This is a genomic window from Halobacillus naozhouensis (genome assembly GCF_029714185.1).
Lineage (GTDB): Bacteria > Bacillota > Bacilli > Bacillales > Halobacillaceae > Halobacillus_A > Halobacillus_A naozhouensis.
Map to the genome: position 1 here is coordinate 67,041 of NZ_CP121671.1, position 16,130 is coordinate 83,170.

Annotated in this window: 18 protein-coding genes; 17 read left to right on the plus strand and 1 reads right to left on the minus strand. The window is 41.2% G+C overall.

What is annotated here, in order from left to right:
- Window positions 1-85 precede the first annotated feature (85 nt).
- The 3 genes from P9989_RS00400 to rsmI are packed head-to-tail and all read left to right on the plus strand — an operon-like array spanning window position 86 to window position 1,959.
- Window positions 86-829 (plus strand): tRNA1(Val) (adenine(37)-N6)-methyltransferase, encoded by a 744-nt coding sequence (locus P9989_RS00400; protein ID WP_283076921.1) that lies wholly within the window; start codon window positions 86-88, stop codon window positions 827-829.
- Window positions 819-1,112, plus strand: coding sequence for a GIY-YIG nuclease family protein (locus P9989_RS00405; protein ID WP_283076922.1), 294 nt, complete (start codon window positions 819-821; stop codon window positions 1,110-1,112). The genes P9989_RS00400 and P9989_RS00405 overlap by 11 nt, the downstream gene beginning before the upstream one ends.
- Window positions 1,084-1,959 (plus strand): 16S rRNA (cytidine(1402)-2'-O)-methyltransferase, encoded by an 876-nt coding sequence (rsmI, locus tag P9989_RS00410; RefSeq protein ID WP_283076923.1) that lies wholly within the window; start codon window positions 1,084-1,086, stop codon window positions 1,957-1,959. Before P9989_RS00405 ends, rsmI begins: the two co-directional genes overlap by 29 nt.
- 107 nt (window positions 1,960-2,066) lie before the next feature.
- On the opposite strand, the gene abrB is transcribed toward rsmI, so the two are convergent.
- Window positions 2,067-2,345, minus strand: coding sequence for a transition state genes transcriptional regulator AbrB (abrB, locus tag P9989_RS00415; protein WP_079524845.1), 279 nt, complete (start codon window positions 2,343-2,345; stop codon window positions 2,067-2,069).
- 420 nt (window positions 2,346-2,765) lie between these two features.
- Here abrB and metG point away from each other — a divergent pair, with 420 nt between their 5' ends.
- The 14 genes from metG to P9989_RS00485 all read left to right on the plus strand — a co-directional run bounded on the left by metG (window position 2,766) and on the right by P9989_RS00485 (window position 16,025).
- A complete protein-coding gene (metG, locus tag P9989_RS00420) occupies window positions 2,766-4,733 on the plus strand; it encodes a methionine--tRNA ligase (RefSeq protein WP_283076924.1) in 1,968 nt (655 codons plus the stop codon).
- Window positions 4,734-4,818: 85 nt separating this feature from the next.
- Window positions 4,819-5,589 (plus strand): TatD family hydrolase, encoded by a 771-nt coding sequence (locus P9989_RS00425; RefSeq protein ID WP_283078801.1) that lies wholly within the window; start codon window positions 4,819-4,821, stop codon window positions 5,587-5,589.
- Window positions 5,590-5,803: 214 nt separating this feature from the next.
- Window positions 5,804-7,087, plus strand: a complete 1,284-nt coding sequence (locus P9989_RS00430; RefSeq protein WP_283076925.1) for a G5 and 3D domain-containing protein — start codon at window positions 5,804-5,806, stop codon at window positions 7,085-7,087.
- A gap of 100 nt (window positions 7,088-7,187) precedes the next feature.
- Window positions 7,188-7,751 (plus strand): ribonuclease M5, encoded by a 564-nt coding sequence (gene rnmV, locus P9989_RS00435; RefSeq protein WP_283076926.1) that lies wholly within the window; start codon window positions 7,188-7,190, stop codon window positions 7,749-7,751.
- On the plus strand, window positions 7,741-8,607 hold the full coding sequence (rsmA, locus tag P9989_RS00440) for a 16S rRNA (adenine(1518)-N(6)/adenine(1519)-N(6))-dimethyltransferase RsmA (protein ID WP_283076927.1): 867 nt from the start codon (window positions 7,741-7,743) through the stop codon (window positions 8,605-8,607). Before rnmV ends, rsmA begins: the two co-directional genes overlap by 11 nt.
- A gap of 62 nt (window positions 8,608-8,669) precedes the next feature.
- The gene (yabG, locus tag P9989_RS00445; protein ID WP_283076928.1) at window positions 8,670-9,548 is read left to right on the plus strand and encodes a sporulation peptidase YabG; all 879 of its coding nucleotides are present in this window, start codon (window positions 8,670-8,672) and stop codon (window positions 9,546-9,548) included.
- 206 nt (window positions 9,549-9,754) lie between these two features.
- Window positions 9,755-10,015: a biofilm formation stimulator Veg gene (gene veg, locus P9989_RS00450; RefSeq protein ID WP_079524832.1), complete on the plus strand. Its 261-nt coding sequence runs from the start codon at window positions 9,755-9,757 to the stop codon at window positions 10,013-10,015.
- Window positions 10,016-10,172: 157 nt separating this feature from the next.
- Window positions 10,173-10,352 carry a small, acid-soluble spore protein, alpha/beta type gene (locus P9989_RS00455; protein ID WP_079524830.1) on the plus strand — a complete coding sequence of 60 codons (180 nt, stop codon included), beginning with the start codon at window positions 10,173-10,175 and terminating at the stop codon, window positions 10,350-10,352.
- Window positions 10,353-10,489: 137 nt separating this feature from the next.
- The gene (gene ispE / locus P9989_RS00460; RefSeq protein ID WP_283076929.1) at window positions 10,490-11,356 is read left to right on the plus strand and encodes a 4-(cytidine 5'-diphospho)-2-C-methyl-D-erythritol kinase; all 867 of its coding nucleotides are present in this window, start codon (window positions 10,490-10,492) and stop codon (window positions 11,354-11,356) included.
- Between the two features lie 62 nt (window positions 11,357-11,418).
- Window positions 11,419-12,240, plus strand: a complete 822-nt coding sequence (purR, locus tag P9989_RS00465) for a pur operon repressor (protein ID WP_283076930.1) — start codon at window positions 11,419-11,421, stop codon at window positions 12,238-12,240.
- Between the two features lie 180 nt (window positions 12,241-12,420).
- A complete protein-coding gene (spoVG, locus tag P9989_RS00470; RefSeq protein WP_079524823.1) occupies window positions 12,421-12,717 on the plus strand; it encodes a septation regulator SpoVG in 297 nt (98 codons plus the stop codon).
- Window positions 12,718-12,939: 222 nt separating this feature from the next.
- Window positions 12,940-14,319: a bifunctional UDP-N-acetylglucosamine diphosphorylase/glucosamine-1-phosphate N-acetyltransferase GlmU gene (gene glmU, locus P9989_RS00475; RefSeq protein ID WP_283076931.1), complete on the plus strand. Its 1,380-nt coding sequence runs from the start codon at window positions 12,940-12,942 to the stop codon at window positions 14,317-14,319.
- Window positions 14,320-14,334: 15 nt separating this feature from the next.
- The gene (locus P9989_RS00480; protein WP_283076932.1) at window positions 14,335-15,288 is read left to right on the plus strand and encodes a ribose-phosphate diphosphokinase; all 954 of its coding nucleotides are present in this window, start codon (window positions 14,335-14,337) and stop codon (window positions 15,286-15,288) included.
- Between the two features lie 89 nt (window positions 15,289-15,377).
- Window positions 15,378-16,025, plus strand: coding sequence for a 50S ribosomal protein L25/general stress protein Ctc (locus P9989_RS00485; protein ID WP_283076933.1), 648 nt, complete (start codon window positions 15,378-15,380; stop codon window positions 16,023-16,025).
- Window positions 16,026-16,130 lie beyond the last annotated feature (105 nt).

Consider the following 16,130-nt stretch of genomic DNA (forward strand, 5'->3'; position numbering starts at 1 on the left):
CATTATTCCCTTACTTCCTTTAACTTTTTACGATATCTTAACAAGTATGCGACTTGTATTTTTCACAATAGAAAGGATTACATATATGGTTGTGCTAAAAGGTGATGAACGAATTGACTTTCTGCTGGCAGAAGAAAATATGAGGATTATCCAAAGTAAAGAAGTGTTTGCTTTTTCAATAGATGCTGTCCTATTAGCTCGGTTTACCTCTGTCCCTATTACAAGAGGAAAAATCCTGGACTTATGTACCGGTAACGGTGTGATCCCTTTATTTCTTAGCCGAAGGTCCCAAGTGAAAATAACCGGCGTGGAAATTCAGGCACGTTTATACGACATGGCCGTTAGAAATATCCAGCTCAACGACCTTGAAAACCAACTTGAAATGATCCACGGAGATTTAAAGGATATGCCAGCGATATTAGGGAATGGGAAATTTGATCAAATTACGTGTAACCCTCCCTATTTTCCTACTCCTGTAACGGATAAAAGAAATATAAATGAACACTTAGCCATTGCCAGACATGAAATTTACTGTTCACTAGAAGATGTTATAAAAGCCTGCAGCCGTCTGTGTAAATCTGGCGGCAAGGTCTCAATCGTCCATCGTCCCGGCAGAATGATTGATTTGATTTCCCTCTTCCGAAAGTATCGTTTAGAACCGAAACGGATTCAGCTTGTTTATCCTAAAAAAGGGAAAGAAGCAAATGTTTTGTTAATTGAAGCGGCGCGTGATGGCAAACCCGATTTAAAAATTCTTCCGCCGTTGTACACCCATAATGAAAATGGAGAATATAGTCGGGAATTCAGGGAGATTCTTTATGGAAAATAACCATTTTGTCTACATGCTTCGTTGTAATGACGACACGCTTTATACAGGATATACAAATCATTTAAAGTCACGGATTGAAAAGCATTCTGCTGGCAAAGGAGCCAAGTACACGAGGGGCAGGGGGCCATTTACTTTAGTCTACTGCCAATCCTATGATTCAAAAACAAAAGCGATGCAGATGGAATATAAAATTAAGAAAATGTCTAGAGTTGAGAAGGAAGCGTGGATTGCAAATCATCAAGGGGGAATGCTGGATGAATATACAAAAAAGCTTCGGACATGATAGACAGGCCGGCGAACTTTATGTCGTCCCGACGCCAATTGGAAATTTAGATGATATGACTTATCGGGCAGTTGCAGTATTAAGCAAGGTAAATGTGATTGCTGCAGAAGATACAAGAAATACTAAGAAATTGCTCAACCACTTTGATCTTCATACCTCCTTGATCAGCTATCACGAACACAATAAAATGACGCGAGGACCTCAACTTATTGATCGGTTGAAAAACGAGGAAATGATTGCTGTCGTGAGTGATGCTGGAATGCCAGGTATATCTGATCCAGGCTCTGATTTAGTTAAGTTAGCTCTTGATGAGGATATCCCTGTTATTGTCCTGCCTGGAGCTAACGCCGCCATACCTGCTTTAGTAGGGTCTGGTCTGCCTACTGACAGCTTTTATTATTACGGTTTTTTACCTCGCAAAAAGAAAGATCGATTAGCAGAGTTAGAATTATTGCAAAATCAGAAATCGACTATTATTTTCTACGAATCTCCACACCGTTTAAAGGATATGCTGGCCCACGTTCATGAGCAGTTTGGAAACCGCAGGGCGGTGCTTGCTCGGGAGTTAACGAAACGTTATGAAGAGTATGTACGCGGAACATTGAAAGAATTATGGGAGTGGGCTAACCGTTCAGAGATACGTGGTGAGTTTTGTGTCGTTGTTGAAGGCACTACGGAAAATGAGGTAGTGGATCCATTTTGGTGGAGTCATTTATCTATTAATGAGCATGTAGAGTACTATATTCAGGAAAAAGCCTTGAAAAGTAAGGAAGCGATTAAACAAACTTCTGTAGACCGCAAACTTCCAAAACGAGAAGTCTACCAAGTATACCATGTAGAGAAATAATAAAGACCCTAACTGTCAGGCCTGTTTCAGTTAGGGTTTTTTTATTGAGCATATGCCATTTTTTATTAAAAGTTTGTTACATGCCAGTTGTCTGCTTATCTCTTTGTTTATTTGTTGATATGGCTTTGAATTTCTTTAAGTAACATTTGTGCACCTTCTTGGCTCAGCACTAAGTTACCATTTGCAAGTTTCATGTTGTCATCGGAAACTTCCCCTGTAACGTGACAAGTCATGTTAGGCTTATATTTCTTAAGAACGATACGATCATCATCCACATAGATCTCTAGCGCATCCTTCTCGTTAATTCCAAGGGTGCGGCGAAGTTCGATTGGAATTACGACACGACCCAGCTCGTCTACTTTACGTACAATACCTGTAGATTTCATTTTTTGGCTCCCCTCACTCAAAAGTTATTCGTCATATTTCGACATATGTCTCGCAGTATATAATACCAACGATTCCCAAACATGTCAATTCTGAATATTTTGTCCTATTTCCATACGTAATGCGGAAAAAATAACCATAAACTCTGCTAGATCAACCTATTCATGTACAAATTGAGAAATTCATATTCCAAAAATGGATTTAATATCCAAATTAAGAATTAATTACATTGTACCAAAGTCATGATTAATGTGAAACAACAAAAAAGAGAGCCTTTCTGTTTTTTGACAATTTATCAATTCATTCGGTATATTTGGAGGCTAGGAATGGAAATACAGAAAATATACGAAAAAAATGATACAATACACATTATACATGTCGAAATGATGCCAATATGGCTGTGAAATAGAGGAGGGAGTAAGATGTCTGAAAACAAAAAGACATTTTATATTAGTACACCAATTTATTATCCAAGCGGAAACTTGCATATAGGTCATGCCTATACGACAGTAGCTGGTGATGCTATGGCTAGATATAAGCGTTTGCAAGGCTATGATGTCATGTATTTAACCGGCACAGATGAACATGGTCAGAAAATCCAGCGTAAAGCAGAAGAGAAAGGGGTCAGTTCCCAGGCTTATGTAGACGAGATTGTAAGTGGGATTAAGGACCTCTGGGACAAGCTAGATATTTCATATGATGATTTTATCCGTACTACACAAGAGCGTCATAAGATCGTAGTGGCAAAAATCTTCGATTATCTTATGGAAAAAGGGGACATCTACCTTGATGAATATGAAGGATGGTATTGTACCCCGTGTGAATCGTTCTTTACTGAACGGCAGCTTGATGAAGGACACTGTCCAGATTGTGGCGGCCCTGTTGAAAAGGTAAAAGAAGAATCGTATTTCTTCAGGATGAGTAAATATGTTGACCAGCTTCTTGAGTTTTATGAGGAGAACCCTACATTTATTCAGCCCGAAAGCCGTAAGAATGAAATGATTAACAACTTTATTAAACCTGGTCTTGAGGACCTTGCTGTATCAAGGACAACATTTGATTGGGGCATACAAGTGCCGGGTAATGAGAAGCACGTGATTTATGTATGGATTGATGCATTAAGTAACTATATTTCAGCACTTGGCTTTGGAAGTGATGATGATGAGTTGTATAAGAAATTCTGGCCGGCAGATGTGCACCTGGTTGGAAAAGAAATTGTTCGCTTCCATACGATTTATTGGCCGATTATGCTGATGGCACTAGATCTGCCCCTGCCGAAGAAAGTATTTGCTCATGGTTGGATATTAATGAAAGATGGGAAAATGTCTAAATCAAAAGGGAATGTTGTCGACCCTGTTCAATTGAGCGAGCGTTACGGACTTGATGCACTTCGTTATTATTTACTCCGTGAAGTACCATTTGGTTCTGATGGGGTCTTCACGCCAGAGGCGTTTGTGGAACGGACAAACTATGATTTAGCTAACGACCTGGGCAACCTGTTAAACCGTACGGTGGCGATGATCACTAAGTACTTTAACGGTGAGATTCCAAGTCTTACACTTTCAGAAGATGAGTTTGATGCCAACCTTGAGCAATTAGCCGAAGAGACCAGAGTCTCTGTGGAACAATCATTAGAAAATATGGAGTTCTCTGTTGCTTTGGCTGATTTGTGGAAACTTGTCAGCCGAACAAACAAGTACATCGATGAAACGCAGCCTTGGATTTTGGCTAAAGATGAAAATAAAAGAGCTCGCTTAGGGAATGTGATGGCCCATTTAGCTGAGTCTTTACGACATATTGGTGTCATGCTTCAGCCATTCTTGACCCATACGCCTGAAAGAATCTTTAAGCAATTAGGCTTAGCTCAAGGTGAATGGAAGCAATGGAGCAGCATTACTGAATTTAAAGGTCTCCCTCAAGGTACTATTGTACAGAAGGATGAACCAATTTTCCCTCGGCTAGATGCAGAGGAAGAAATTCAAGCTATTAAGGATATGATGAAAAAGCCAGTTGCAGAAAAAGTTGAACAGAAGGAAGAGAAACAAGACGAGCAGGACCAGCCTGAAGAAATAACGATGGATGACTTTATGAAACTGGATTTTCGTGTTGCCGAAGTCTTAAAGGCGGAAAAAGTAAAGAAAGCTGATAAATTGCTCAAGCTACAATTAGATCTTGGCGGGGAGAAACGCCAGGTGGTGTCAGGCATTGCCGAACATTACAAGGAAGATGAACTCACAGGCAGAAAGGTTATTTGTATTACAAACTTAAAGCCTGTTAAGCTTCGTGGCGAACTGTCGCAAGGTATGATTCTGGCTGGAGAAGATGAGCAAGGAAAACTTGCTCTAGCTTCGATCGATCAAACCATTGAAAACGGTACAAAAGTTAAGTAGCAGGGAAGAAAGTATAAGAAGCGGAGGGGGAGCAGGAAAGTGAGCTTCCCCTTTGTTTTTTCAGGTAATAAAGGAGGTATTGATGATGTTGTTTGATACACATGTGCATTTGAATGCAGACCAATTTACGGAGGATCTTGAAGAGACAATCACACGGGCGAGGAAAGCAGGAGTTACTTACATGACTGGAGTGGGCTTCGATCGAAAAACGATACCAGCGGCGATTAAGATTGCCGAAGATCATGATCACATGTATGCAGCGGTTGGCTGGCATCCAGTTGATGCGATTGATATGACAGATGAAGATCTTGCCTGGATTGAGAAGCTTTCCGCCCATCCTAAGGTGGTCGCTATTGGAGAAATGGGGCTTGATTATCACTGGGATAAGTCTCCGGCAGAAACACAAAAAGAGGTTTTTCGCAAACAAATCCAATTAGCGAAAAAAGTAAACATGCCGATTATCATTCATAATCGGGAAGCGACTGACGATATTGTTGAGATCTTACGAGAGGAGAATGCTGCAGAGGTCGGAGGAATTATGCATTGCTATAGTGGCCCAGTGGAAACAGCCAGAGCATGTATTGATATGAACTTTATGATCTCCTTAGGCGGACCGGTTACATTTAAGAACGCCAAACTGCCAAAAGAAGTGGCTAAAGCTATTGACCTTGACCATTTACTTGTCGAAACAGATTGTCCATTCCTTGCGCCGCATCCGAATCGAGGAAAACGTAATGAACCGGCTTATGTCAAGCTTGTAGCGGAGCAGATTGCCGAATTAAAGGGACTGACTTACGAAGAGGTTAGTCAACAGACAACGAAGAATGCCCTCGATTTCTTCCGAATTCAGTCATGATATAGAGGACTTTCAGATTAATATTACAAATAAACGGTGAAAATGTATGGGAATTGTAACATGTTTGTTATGTTAATTTCCTAGGTACAAGTGCATAATGTTAAGAGTCAGCTACTATTAGCTGGCTTCTTTTTTATTAGAATACTTTTCTTTGACATCATTTTGTCATATTCATTATAATTCAACGCGTGCTTAAAGAAGGAGGAAGGGGAGAATGAAAAACGTTAAATCAGTACTGAGCTCAGCTCTGGTTTGGACATTTGTAATTTCAACCTTGAGTATCACTTTTTTAGGGTTCGTTATGTTTGAAGCAACAAAGGCTTCGGTACAGATTACAAAGAATGGCGAGCAGCAACTGGTTCGTACTCATGCCGATACGGTCAAAGAATTACTGGCAGATCTTCATGTAACCTTAGAGCCTCATGATCGACTATCACACGAATTATCACAACCTATTACATATGGTATGGATGTAGAATATACTGAATCTAAATCTATTAACCTAACTATTGATAAGAAGGCAAACCGGTTTCATACGACTGCAGCGACAGTTGGTGAATTTCTTAATGCCCAGCAATTGGAACTTAAGGAACGGGATTACATATCACACGACATGGATTCATTCATTAAAGACGGAATGAAGCTTGAAGTGAAAAAAGCTATTCAAGTAACGTTTAATGACGGCGGCGAGAAGCAAAAGATTTGGACTACTGCTTCTACTGTTGAAGAATTTTTAAGCAAACAGGACGTTACGATAGATGAATTAGATCAGTTAAATGTGTCTAAAACGGATAAAGTTCATGCTGAGATTCCTATATCGATCACACGGATTGAAAAAGTAAAAGACGTGGTTGAGGAAGAAGTTGAATACACGGTGATTACCCGCAAAGATGATTCTATTCCTGAAGGGGAAGAGCGTATTATTTCCGATGGAGAAGTGGGTTTAGTCACTAAAGAATATCAGGTTACTATTACGAACGGTGAAGAAACAAATCGCAAGTTAGTAAGGGAAACGGTACAGAAGGAAAGTCAGGATCAAATTGTTGCCCTAGGAACAAAGGTAGAAGCACCAAAGGTGGAAACAAAGCGTGTGACAGCCTCTGCTGACAAAGCTAAGTCTTCTCAAGAGCCAGCGGAAACAAATGTCGTAGCAACGAGTGCATCTTCTGATACGTCACCGACTCCATCGAGAAGCAGCGGTAGCAGGGCAAAAACGCTTCATATGAAAGCGACCGCCTATTCTGCGAACTGTCCTGGTTGCTCAGGTCTCACAGCTACAGGGATTAATCTGAAGGCGAACCCTGATAAAAAAGTGATAGCCGTAGACCCGAGTGTCATTCCTTTGGGAAGCCGCGTTTGGGTGGAAGGATATGGTTATGCAGTAGCAGGGGATACAGGTGGAGCTATTCAAGGGAACGAGATCGATGTTTTTATCCCTTCGAAAAGTAGAGCCAGCAGTTTTGGACATCGTACCGTACAGGTTAAAATATTGGAATAAAAGCCAGGAAGCAGAGGGGGTCTCCTCTGCTTTTTTCTATTTTATACTCGTGGTATGCTAAGTAAGATTATATGGAGAACCAACTGGAGGAAGATAGCTTTTGAGGATAAAAGAAGTTATTGTCGTAGAAGGAAAAGACGATACAGCAAAGGTTCGTCAGGCTGTTAATGCGGACACCATTGAAACGAATGGTTCCGCTATAGATAACTATGTAATTGAACAAATAAGGCATGCTAAGGAGAAACGTGGTGTCATTATTTTCACCGACCCGGATTACCCCGGGGAGAGAATCAGACATATTGTGGATCAGCACGTGAAGGGGTGTAAGCATGCTTTTCTGCCTAAAGAACATGCAAGAGCAAAAAAGGATCGTGGTATCGGGATTGAGCACGCTTCCCTTGAACATATAAGACAGGCATTATCATTAGTATATGAGCTTAGTGACCCAGCGCTAAGTGAGGTCGAGAAAGATGACTTGATTGCATTTGGATTAATAGGTGGTCCTGCTGCCAGTAGAAGGCGGGAGAAGTTAGGGGACCGGCTTCACATAGGAAAGACAAATGGAAAGCAACTTTTGCGCCGCCTTAACATGTTTCATATTACGAAAGACCAGCTTAGTACGGCCATGAATCAGATTATCCAGGAGGAAAAGAATGAACAATAAAGCTGTAGCTACACCAACTCGTACAAAAGAAATCCTTAACACACATGGTTTTTCTTTTAAAAAGAGCTTGGGTCAAAATTTCATTATTGATGTCAATATATTGAAGAACATTATAGAACATGCGGAAATCGATCAACATGCCGGCGCCATTGAAATAGGACCGGGGATTGGAGCTTTAACCGAGCAGCTGGCTCAGCATGCAGGCAAGGTCGTGGCCTTTGAAATCGATCAGCGTTTGTTACCGATCTTAGGTGAAAGCCTTTCCCCTTATGATAATGTAGAAGTTATTAATCAAGACATTTTAAAGGCTAACGTAAAACAGGTCATTGAAGAGAATTTCAGCTCGGATCAGAAGGTGAAAGTGGTTGCCAACCTTCCTTACTATATTACTACTCCTATCCTAATGAAGCTGTTGATGGATCGCCTGCCGATCGACAGTATAACTGTGATGATTCAAAAGGAAGTCGCCGATCGGATGGCAGCAGTGCCTAATACGAAAAGCTACGGATCCTTATCGATTGCGGTTCAGTATTATACGGTAGCCCAGGTGGCTATGAATGTACCTAAGACCGTGTTTATGCCACAGCCGAATGTCGATTCGTCCGTCCTTCATTTACAAATGAGAGCAGAGCCGCCCGTGAATGTGGACAATGAAGACTTTTTCTTCGATGTAGTGAAAGCTTCTTTTGGCCAGCGGAGAAAAACACTAATTAATAACTTAGCCCGCCACTTTAAAGGAAAAATGGAGAAGTCAGACATTCTAGGGTGTCTGGAAAAGGCGGGGATCAACCCTACACGTCGTGGTGAATCTTTGTCCATAGAAGAGTTCGGGTTGCTAGCCCGCCATCTTAGCTAAAGTCACACGATCTAACTCCCCACATACACTAACGTAGTGCTAGCTGTGAGGTGGGGAAATAAATGCTAACCAATGGAGATCTTGTGACAAGAAAATCTTACAATCATGATATTTTATTTCGTGTCAAATCAATGAATGGTAATCTGATCAAGTTAATGGGGGAGGATATTCGCTTAGAGGCGGATGCCCCATTGAATGATTTACAAAAAGTATCGGGAACCGAATATCACAAGCGTAAGTCTCATATTGATAAACAAGAGGCCTATTCCTATCGCTTGTTTCGGCAGGATTATCGCCTCTTGAGGGAAAAAAGGGAGGCAGAGGCTGGGAGCGGCTATGGTGACAGCACTGAGGAACCAAGTTACTTCCAAATACCTCCGCGTATTCTTCATATTGACGGAGACCCATTGTTTTTAAAGAAATGTATTCAATTGTATGAGCAGCTAGGGTTACAAGTTCATGGGCAGTATTTACAAGAAAAAGAAATGCCGGAGAAGGTTTTAGCTTTAGTGGAGAAGATTCAGCCAGAAATTGTCGTGATCACGGGGCATGATTCTTATTCTAAGACAAAGGGTTCAGCTCGTGAGCTGGATTCATATCGTAATTCGCGTTATTTTGTTGAATCTGTAAGGAATATCCGCCAAAAATACCCTCACTTTGACCAGCTAGTTATTTTCGCGGGAGCCTGTCAGTCACATTTTGAATCGTTAATAAAGGCCGGAGCTAATTTTGCCAGTTCACCAGCAAGGGTAAACATTCATGCCATTGACCCAGTTTATGTTGCTGCACGTATAGCCTACACATCGTTCGTGGACCACATCAACATTTGGGAGGTCATTCGAAATACAATCAGTGGGGAGAAAGGAATGGGCGGAGTAGAAACGCGTGGTTTATTAAGAATTGGAATTCCTTACTCAAAAGATGCTGAAGAGCGACTTTAAAAAAGGTGCTGAATGGTGATTCTGCACCTTTTTTACTCATTCACTAACCAATAACACATACTTTCCCTTAATTTGGATATGATAAACAATAACGAATTTTACAGATCATTGTGTTGACATTGAATTTACCATACTGGTATAATTAAATATTTTATTTGACTTTGTCCGTAAATCGTGTTATATTTTTAATAGTGAGGTGGAGTGTAGTGGCTAAAACGTTAGTAGAAATCAAGCAATCCCTTGAAGGGCAAATTGGAAAGCGTTTAACATTAAAAGCAAACGGCGGCCGTCGAAAGACGATTGAGCGTTCCGGTGTTCTTGCGGAAACGTATCCAGCCGTTTTTATTGTTGAATTAGACCAAGAAGAAAATGCTTTCGAACGTGTATCTTATAGTTATGCAGATGTACTCACAGAAACAGTTGAATTAAACTTCGACGACCTATCGACGATGGCTATGGAGCAGTAACCCTTCTTGAGGTTACTGCTTTTCTTATTTTACGAAATAAACTTAGTTTTACCCTAGAAACAGTTACCAGCTCTACATACATATGCCGGAATGAAAAAAAGTGCTCATCACATACTAAGCTTGTCGTAGCTAAGTGAGGCAAAAGGAGCTGAAAACGATGGGACGCAGAAGAAGTATGATGTCCGATTCGTTGAAAGAGGAAATCGCAAAAGAGCTTGGATTTTACGACAAAGTGCAAAGCGATGGTTGGGGTGGGATTACAACCCGCGATGCAGGTAATATGGTAAAGCGAGCCATTCAAATGGCAGAAGAACAAATGAAAAAAGATCAGTTTTAGGCTGAAACTGTCTCTCCAGCATCCATAATGCTGGAGAGTTTTTTTGTAATTGTTTCCGGTTTGACCGTCTTCTACGCTTTCCGTCATGATATGGTACAATGCATTTTATAAGAATATGTGAGAAGTGGGTGTAGGAGATGGAAATTTTGGAGAAGGCCCCGGCCAAAATTAATTTATCATTGGATGTATTATATAAACGTGAAGACGGCTTTCATGAAGTGGAAATGGTCATGACAACCGTAGACCTGGCTGATCGAGTTGAGCTGTCTACTTTAAGAAGCGGTGTTATTCGCGTCGAGTCGGAAAGTCGCTTTGTACCGAATGATGAACGGAACCTTGCTTATCGTGCTGCGAAACTGATGAAAGAGCATTATCAAATTAAAGAAGGCGTGCGGATCTTTATAGAAAAGAATATTCCGGTGGCAGCTGGACTTGCTGGCGGTAGCAGTGATGCTGCTGCTGTATTAAGAGGCGTAAATGAAATATGGGGGATAGGGGCAAGTTTACACGAGCTTGCTGAGTTGGGTGCGAAAATAGGATCCGATGTATCATTCTGCGTGTATGGGGGCACAGCTTTGGCTAGAGGTCGTGGAGAACAAATTCTAGAATTACCGGCTCCGCCTCCTTGCTGGGTCGTGCTTGCTAAGCCGACAATTGGAGTTTCCACTCAAACCATCTATCAAGGATTCAACCCGAAAACAGCTATCCACCCGGACACTAGAGAAATGATCAACGCTTTGAGACAAGGAGATTTTGATGCGATTTGTAGTCAGGTAGGGAATGCTCTAGAAGGGGTGACGACGAAATTACACCCTGAAGTGAATCAAATCAAAGAACAAATGCGTCAGGCAGGTGCAGATGCCGTGCTGATGAGCGGGAGCGGTCCTACAGTCTTTGCTTTGGCAGGGCAGGATGCGAGAGCACAACGGATTTATAATAGCTTGAAGGGATTTTGTACAGAGGTCTACATGGTGAGAATGTTAGGGAACCGGGAAATGACTTGATGAAAACCGTACAAATCTGATATATTATTATAATAATATTCGGATTCTAGAGGTGGCTTTTCATGAAAAGAAGTGAACGACTAGTTGTCATGACACACTACGTGTTGGATCGTCCTCGTGAATTAGTTTCTCTCCCTTTTTTAGCAGAGAAATATGACGCGGCAAAGTCTTCTATTAGCGAGGATTTAGCAATTATGAATAAAATGTTCCGCAAAGAAGGAATTGGTCATCTGGAAACTGTTTCTGGTGCTGCAGGAGGGGTGAAATACATTCCTGCTTATTCTAAGGACTACAGTCATCAATTTGTGCATGAACTTTGTGAACGGCTTGAAGATCCCGCCAGACTGCTTCCAGGCGGATACTTGTTCATGAGCGATATTTTAGGTGAACCCGATACAGTTCGCGCGATTGGGCGTTTATTTGCTTCGGCTTTTGCAGACAAAGAAATTGATGCGGTTATGACTGTGGCCACGAAAGGAATCCCATTGGCCTATGCTGTGGCTGCTTACTTAAATGTTCCAGTTGTCATTGTGCGCCGCGATCCTAAGGTTACAGAAGGATCTACAGTCAGCATTAACTATGTCTCAGGATCAACAAGGAAAATTCAAACGATGGTGCTGACAAAACGCTCGCTGGCAGAAGGATCAAAAGTATGTATTATTGATGATTTCATGAAAGCTGGCGGGACCATCAATGGTATGAGGAACTTATTGACTGAATTCAATGCGGAAGTAGCCGGCATTGGTGTGTTAGCTGAAGCGGAAGATGAAGAAGAGGATCGTGTAGTAGATGAGTACATTTCGCTGGTCCAAATTATGAATGTGGATGACCGAGAGGCAAAAATTGAAGTACATGCTGGAAATCTTCTGAATCGAATCGAATAACGAATCTTTTCGAGGAGAAAGTCTCACCTGTTGCAGTGACGGCTTTCTTTTTTTCGTACGTAAGACCTAAACAGGCTTAAAAATTAAATATTTAAATTTTTTTAGAAATAAGCAGGAATTTTTCCCGATATGTGGAATTATTCTAGTAAGTTCTTTTTTGGGAAAAGGTGGTGAATGATAATGGAAGTAACTGACGTAAGACTGCGACGCGTAAATACCGAAGGAAGAATGCGAGCAATTGCTTCTATTACCTTAGATCAGGAGTTTGTTGTCCATGACATACGGGTGATTGATGGCAACAATGGTCTCTTTGTGGCTATGCCTAGTAAACGGACACCTGACGGGGAATTTCGGGATATTGCCCATCCGATCAATTCTGGTACTCGTGGAAAGATTCAAGACGCTGTACTTAATGAATACCACAAAGCTGGTGAGATTGATACGGAAGTAGAGTATGAAGAAGCAGGTGCCTCTTAAAACTTGTGAAGATTAGAAGCCGGATCTCGTTTAAAAGAGAACCGGCTTCTTTTTGTTTTTTTGGGAAACAAGGAGAGGAATCTTTTATTACGGTAGGAATTGCCACAAGTGTCAGTGTTAATATAAACGGCCCTTCTCAATTTGCATCATAAGTTCAAATGTTGAAATAAAGCCTATTTTAAGATATTATTCATAATGGATAATTAGGATGGAGGTTACCTCATGACCAATAAATATGCGGTGGTGTTAGCAGCCGGACAAGGTACTCGCATGAAGTCAAAGCTTTATAAAGTTTTGCATCCAGTATGCGGTAAGCCAATGGTGCAACATGTAGTTGATCAACTAAAGGAATTACAATTAAATGAGTTAATTACCATTGTTGGTTTTGGTGCAGAAAAAGTTCAGGACCAGCTGGGAGAAGATAGTCATTATGTCGTGCAAGAAGAACAACTGGGAACAGGACATGCTGTTCTTCAGGCTGATCATATTCTTGCCGGGAAAAAAGGAACAACGGTCGTTGCTTGCGGAGACACGCCGTTACTCACGAAGGATACACTCAAAAAGATGATGGACCATCATGAATCTACTCAAGCAAAGGCAACTATATTAACAGCTCATGCTGAAAACCCTCATGGATATGGACGTGTCATTCGAGGTGGTAATGGGCAGGTGGAGCGAATTGTTGAGCAAAAGGATGCTTCACTGGATGAACAGGCTGTTCAGGAAATTAACACAGGTACATATTGTTTCGATAATGAATTTTTGTTTGAAGCCTTAAAGGGTGTTTCAAATGATAATTCACAAGGAGAATATTATCTGCCAGATGTCATTCAGATTCTCCAGGATAAAGATGAAACAGTAAGTGCCTATCAAACTCCAGAGTTTTCTGAATCCCTTGGTGTTAATGATCGTGTAGCCTTAGCTCAAGCTGAGAAGTTGATGAAGCAGCACATTAACGAGCGGCACATGCGCAATGGTGTAACAGTAGTAGATCCTGACCATACGTACATCGGCCCGGATGTAAAGATAGGACAGGATGTGATCGTGTACCCAGGTTCTGTCATTGAAGGAAATACAGCGATTGAAGATGATGCTGTCATTGGACCACATTCAACCGTGAAGGATTGCTATATCGGAGAAGATACGGTCGTTAAACAAAGCGTAGCCACAAACAGTCACATCGGGGCACGTGTTAATATAGGGCCGTTCGCTCATATTCGTCCAGAATCGTCACTCGGTGATGATGTAAAAGTTGGTAATTTTGTTGAAATTAAAAAAGCTATCTTCGGTAAAGGCAGTAAGGCATCACATTTAAGCTATATTGGGGACGCTGAAGTAGGAAGCGGGGTTAATATAGGTTGTGGTACAATTACAGTAAATTATGATGGACAACATAAATTTATGACCACTATTGAAGATGATGCCTTTATTGGCTGCAACTCAAATCTTATTGCGCCTGTTACTGTAGGCAAAGGCGCATATGTAGCAGCAGGTTCCACAATCAATGAGGACGTACCGGCTGAGGCCTTGTCAATTGCCAGGTCCAGACAAACAAATAAAGAAGGCTATGTAAGTAAACTTAATTCTAATAAAAAAGAGTAACGGAGGGTTCTATCCATGGCAACTGGGTACAAGGATTCAAAATTAAAGGTATTCTCTCTGAATTCTAATCCTGAACTGGCAGAAGAAATTGCTGAGAATATTGGAACAGATCTAGGGAAGTGTACGGTTACAAGGTTTAGTGACGGGGAGATTCAAATCAACATCGATGAAAGTATTCGCGGTTGTGACGTTTATGTAGTCCAATCTACGTGTGCACCTGTTAATCAACATATCATGGAACTCCTGATTATGATAGATGCTTTAAAACGTGCCTCTGCACGTACGATTAATATCGTTATGCCATACTATGGTTATGCTAGACAAGACCGTAAAGCTCGCGCACGTGAACCCATTACAGCAAAGCTGGTTGCTAATTTACTTGAGACAGCAGGGGCTTCTAGAGTCATTATGCTGGATTTGCATGCTCCTCAAATTCAAGGTTTCTTCGATATGCCGATTGACCATCTTGTAGGTGTACCGATTCTTTCCGATTACTTTGAAGAAAAGAATTTTGAAGACGTAGTCATCGTATCGCCGGATCATGGAGGAGTAACGCGTGCTCGCAAGATGGCTGACCGCCTTAAGGCCCCGATTGCCATTATTGATAAACGCCGTCCAAGGCCAAATGTGGCGGAAGTAATGAATATTGTCGGAAACATCGAAGGGAAAACTGCGATTATGATAGATGACATTATTGATACGGCCGGTACCATTACGCTGGCGGCTAACGCATTAGTTGAAAACGGTGCGAAGGATGTTTACGCCTGCTGTACTCACCCCGTGCTCTCAGGCCCGGCAATTGACCGTATTGATAATTCAACTATTAAAGAGCTGGTTGTCACCAATACGATCCCGCTTGGGGAAGATAAAGAAAGTGAGAAAATCACTCAGTTATCAGTGGCCCCTTTAATCAGTGAAGCCATTATTCGGGTTCATGAACGTCAATCCGTAAGTATTTTGTTCGATTAATTCATTTTTTTTGCTATAAAATGTTTAACAAAAGTCCAATTAGGGAATCCATCTTAAATGAATGGTAAATTCAATGGAGGTAGATTATTTTGGCTATAACACTAAAAGCAAATCAAAGGAAAGATTTAAAACAGTCGGTAACTCGTGAATTGCGCCATCAGGGTGATGTTCCAGGTGTCGTTTATGGTAAAGATAAAGAACCTGTTACTGTTGCTGTTAACAGTATCGAACTACTTAAAACCGTCCGTGATGAAGGGAAAAACGCCATCATTTCATTAGCCATTGACGGTGGGAATACAGTAAATGTAATGCTTCATGAATATCAAATTGATCCGATTAAGGATGAATTGATTCATGCAGACTTTTATATCGTGAACATGTCTGAAGAAATGGACGTTGAAGTACCGATTCATCTTGAAGGCGAAGCTGCAGGTTCGAAAGAAGGTGGAGTTCTTCAACAACCGTTATATGAACTGGCAGTCCGCGCTAAACCAGGTGATATTCCTGAAGAAATTGTCATTGATGTTTCTGAGTTAAATATTGGTGACAGCGTGATGGTTAGTGACCTGAAAGAATCTCGTAACTATGAAATTACTGAGGATGAAAATACAACCATCATTTCCGTTACTCCGCCTGAAGAAATGCCAGAAGAGCCTGACACAGATAACGCAGATGAAGAACCTGAAGTTATTAATGAAAAAGGCGATGCAGATGAATCAGACGACGATGGACAATAAAGAATAATTAGATTAAAAGGGGCGTAGCCATCAGGTACGCTCCTTTTTTATAATGCCTCCAGTTTTTTGACATATTTTTTATTAGGACTTTGATATAATAACGAA

Excerpts from the sequence above, each read along its gene's own strand:
- P9989_RS00430 (WP_283076925.1), top strand. The coding sequence starts at position 5,804 with ATGAAAAACGTTAAATCAGTACTGAGCTCAGCTCTGGTTTGGACATTT.
- abrB (WP_079524845.1), bottom strand. The coding sequence starts at position 2,345 with ATGAAATCTACAGGTATTGTACGTAAAGTAGACGAGCTGGGTCGTGTC.
- ispE (WP_283076929.1), top strand. The coding sequence starts at position 10,490 with ATGGAAATTTTGGAGAAGGCCCCGGCCAAAATTAATTTATCATTGGAT.
- P9989_RS00480 (WP_283076932.1), top strand. The coding sequence starts at position 14,335 with ATGGCAACTGGGTACAAGGATTCAAAATTAAAGGTATTCTCTCTGAAT.
- rsmA (WP_283076927.1), top strand. The coding sequence starts at position 7,741 with ATGAACAATAAAGCTGTAGCTACACCAACTCGTACAAAAGAAATCCTT.
- P9989_RS00405 (WP_283076922.1), top strand. The coding sequence starts at position 819 with ATGGAAAATAACCATTTTGTCTACATGCTTCGTTGTAATGACGACACG.
- metG (WP_283076924.1), top strand. The coding sequence starts at position 2,766 with ATGTCTGAAAACAAAAAGACATTTTATATTAGTACACCAATTTATTAT.
- yabG (WP_283076928.1), top strand. The coding sequence starts at position 8,670 with ATGCTAACCAATGGAGATCTTGTGACAAGAAAATCTTACAATCATGAT.
- P9989_RS00400 (WP_283076921.1), top strand. The coding sequence starts at position 86 with ATGGTTGTGCTAAAAGGTGATGAACGAATTGACTTTCTGCTGGCAGAA.
- rsmI (WP_283076923.1), top strand. The coding sequence starts at position 1,084 with ATGAATATACAAAAAAGCTTCGGACATGATAGACAGGCCGGCGAACTT.
- P9989_RS00425 (WP_283078801.1), top strand. The coding sequence starts at position 4,819 with ATGTTGTTTGATACACATGTGCATTTGAATGCAGACCAATTTACGGAG.
- spoVG (WP_079524823.1), top strand. The coding sequence starts at position 12,421 with ATGGAAGTAACTGACGTAAGACTGCGACGCGTAAATACCGAAGGAAGA.
- glmU (WP_283076931.1), top strand. The coding sequence starts at position 12,940 with ATGACCAATAAATATGCGGTGGTGTTAGCAGCCGGACAAGGTACTCGC.
- P9989_RS00455 (WP_079524830.1), top strand. The coding sequence starts at position 10,173 with ATGGGACGCAGAAGAAGTATGATGTCCGATTCGTTGAAAGAGGAAATC.
- purR (WP_283076930.1), top strand. The coding sequence starts at position 11,419 with ATGAAAAGAAGTGAACGACTAGTTGTCATGACACACTACGTGTTGGAT.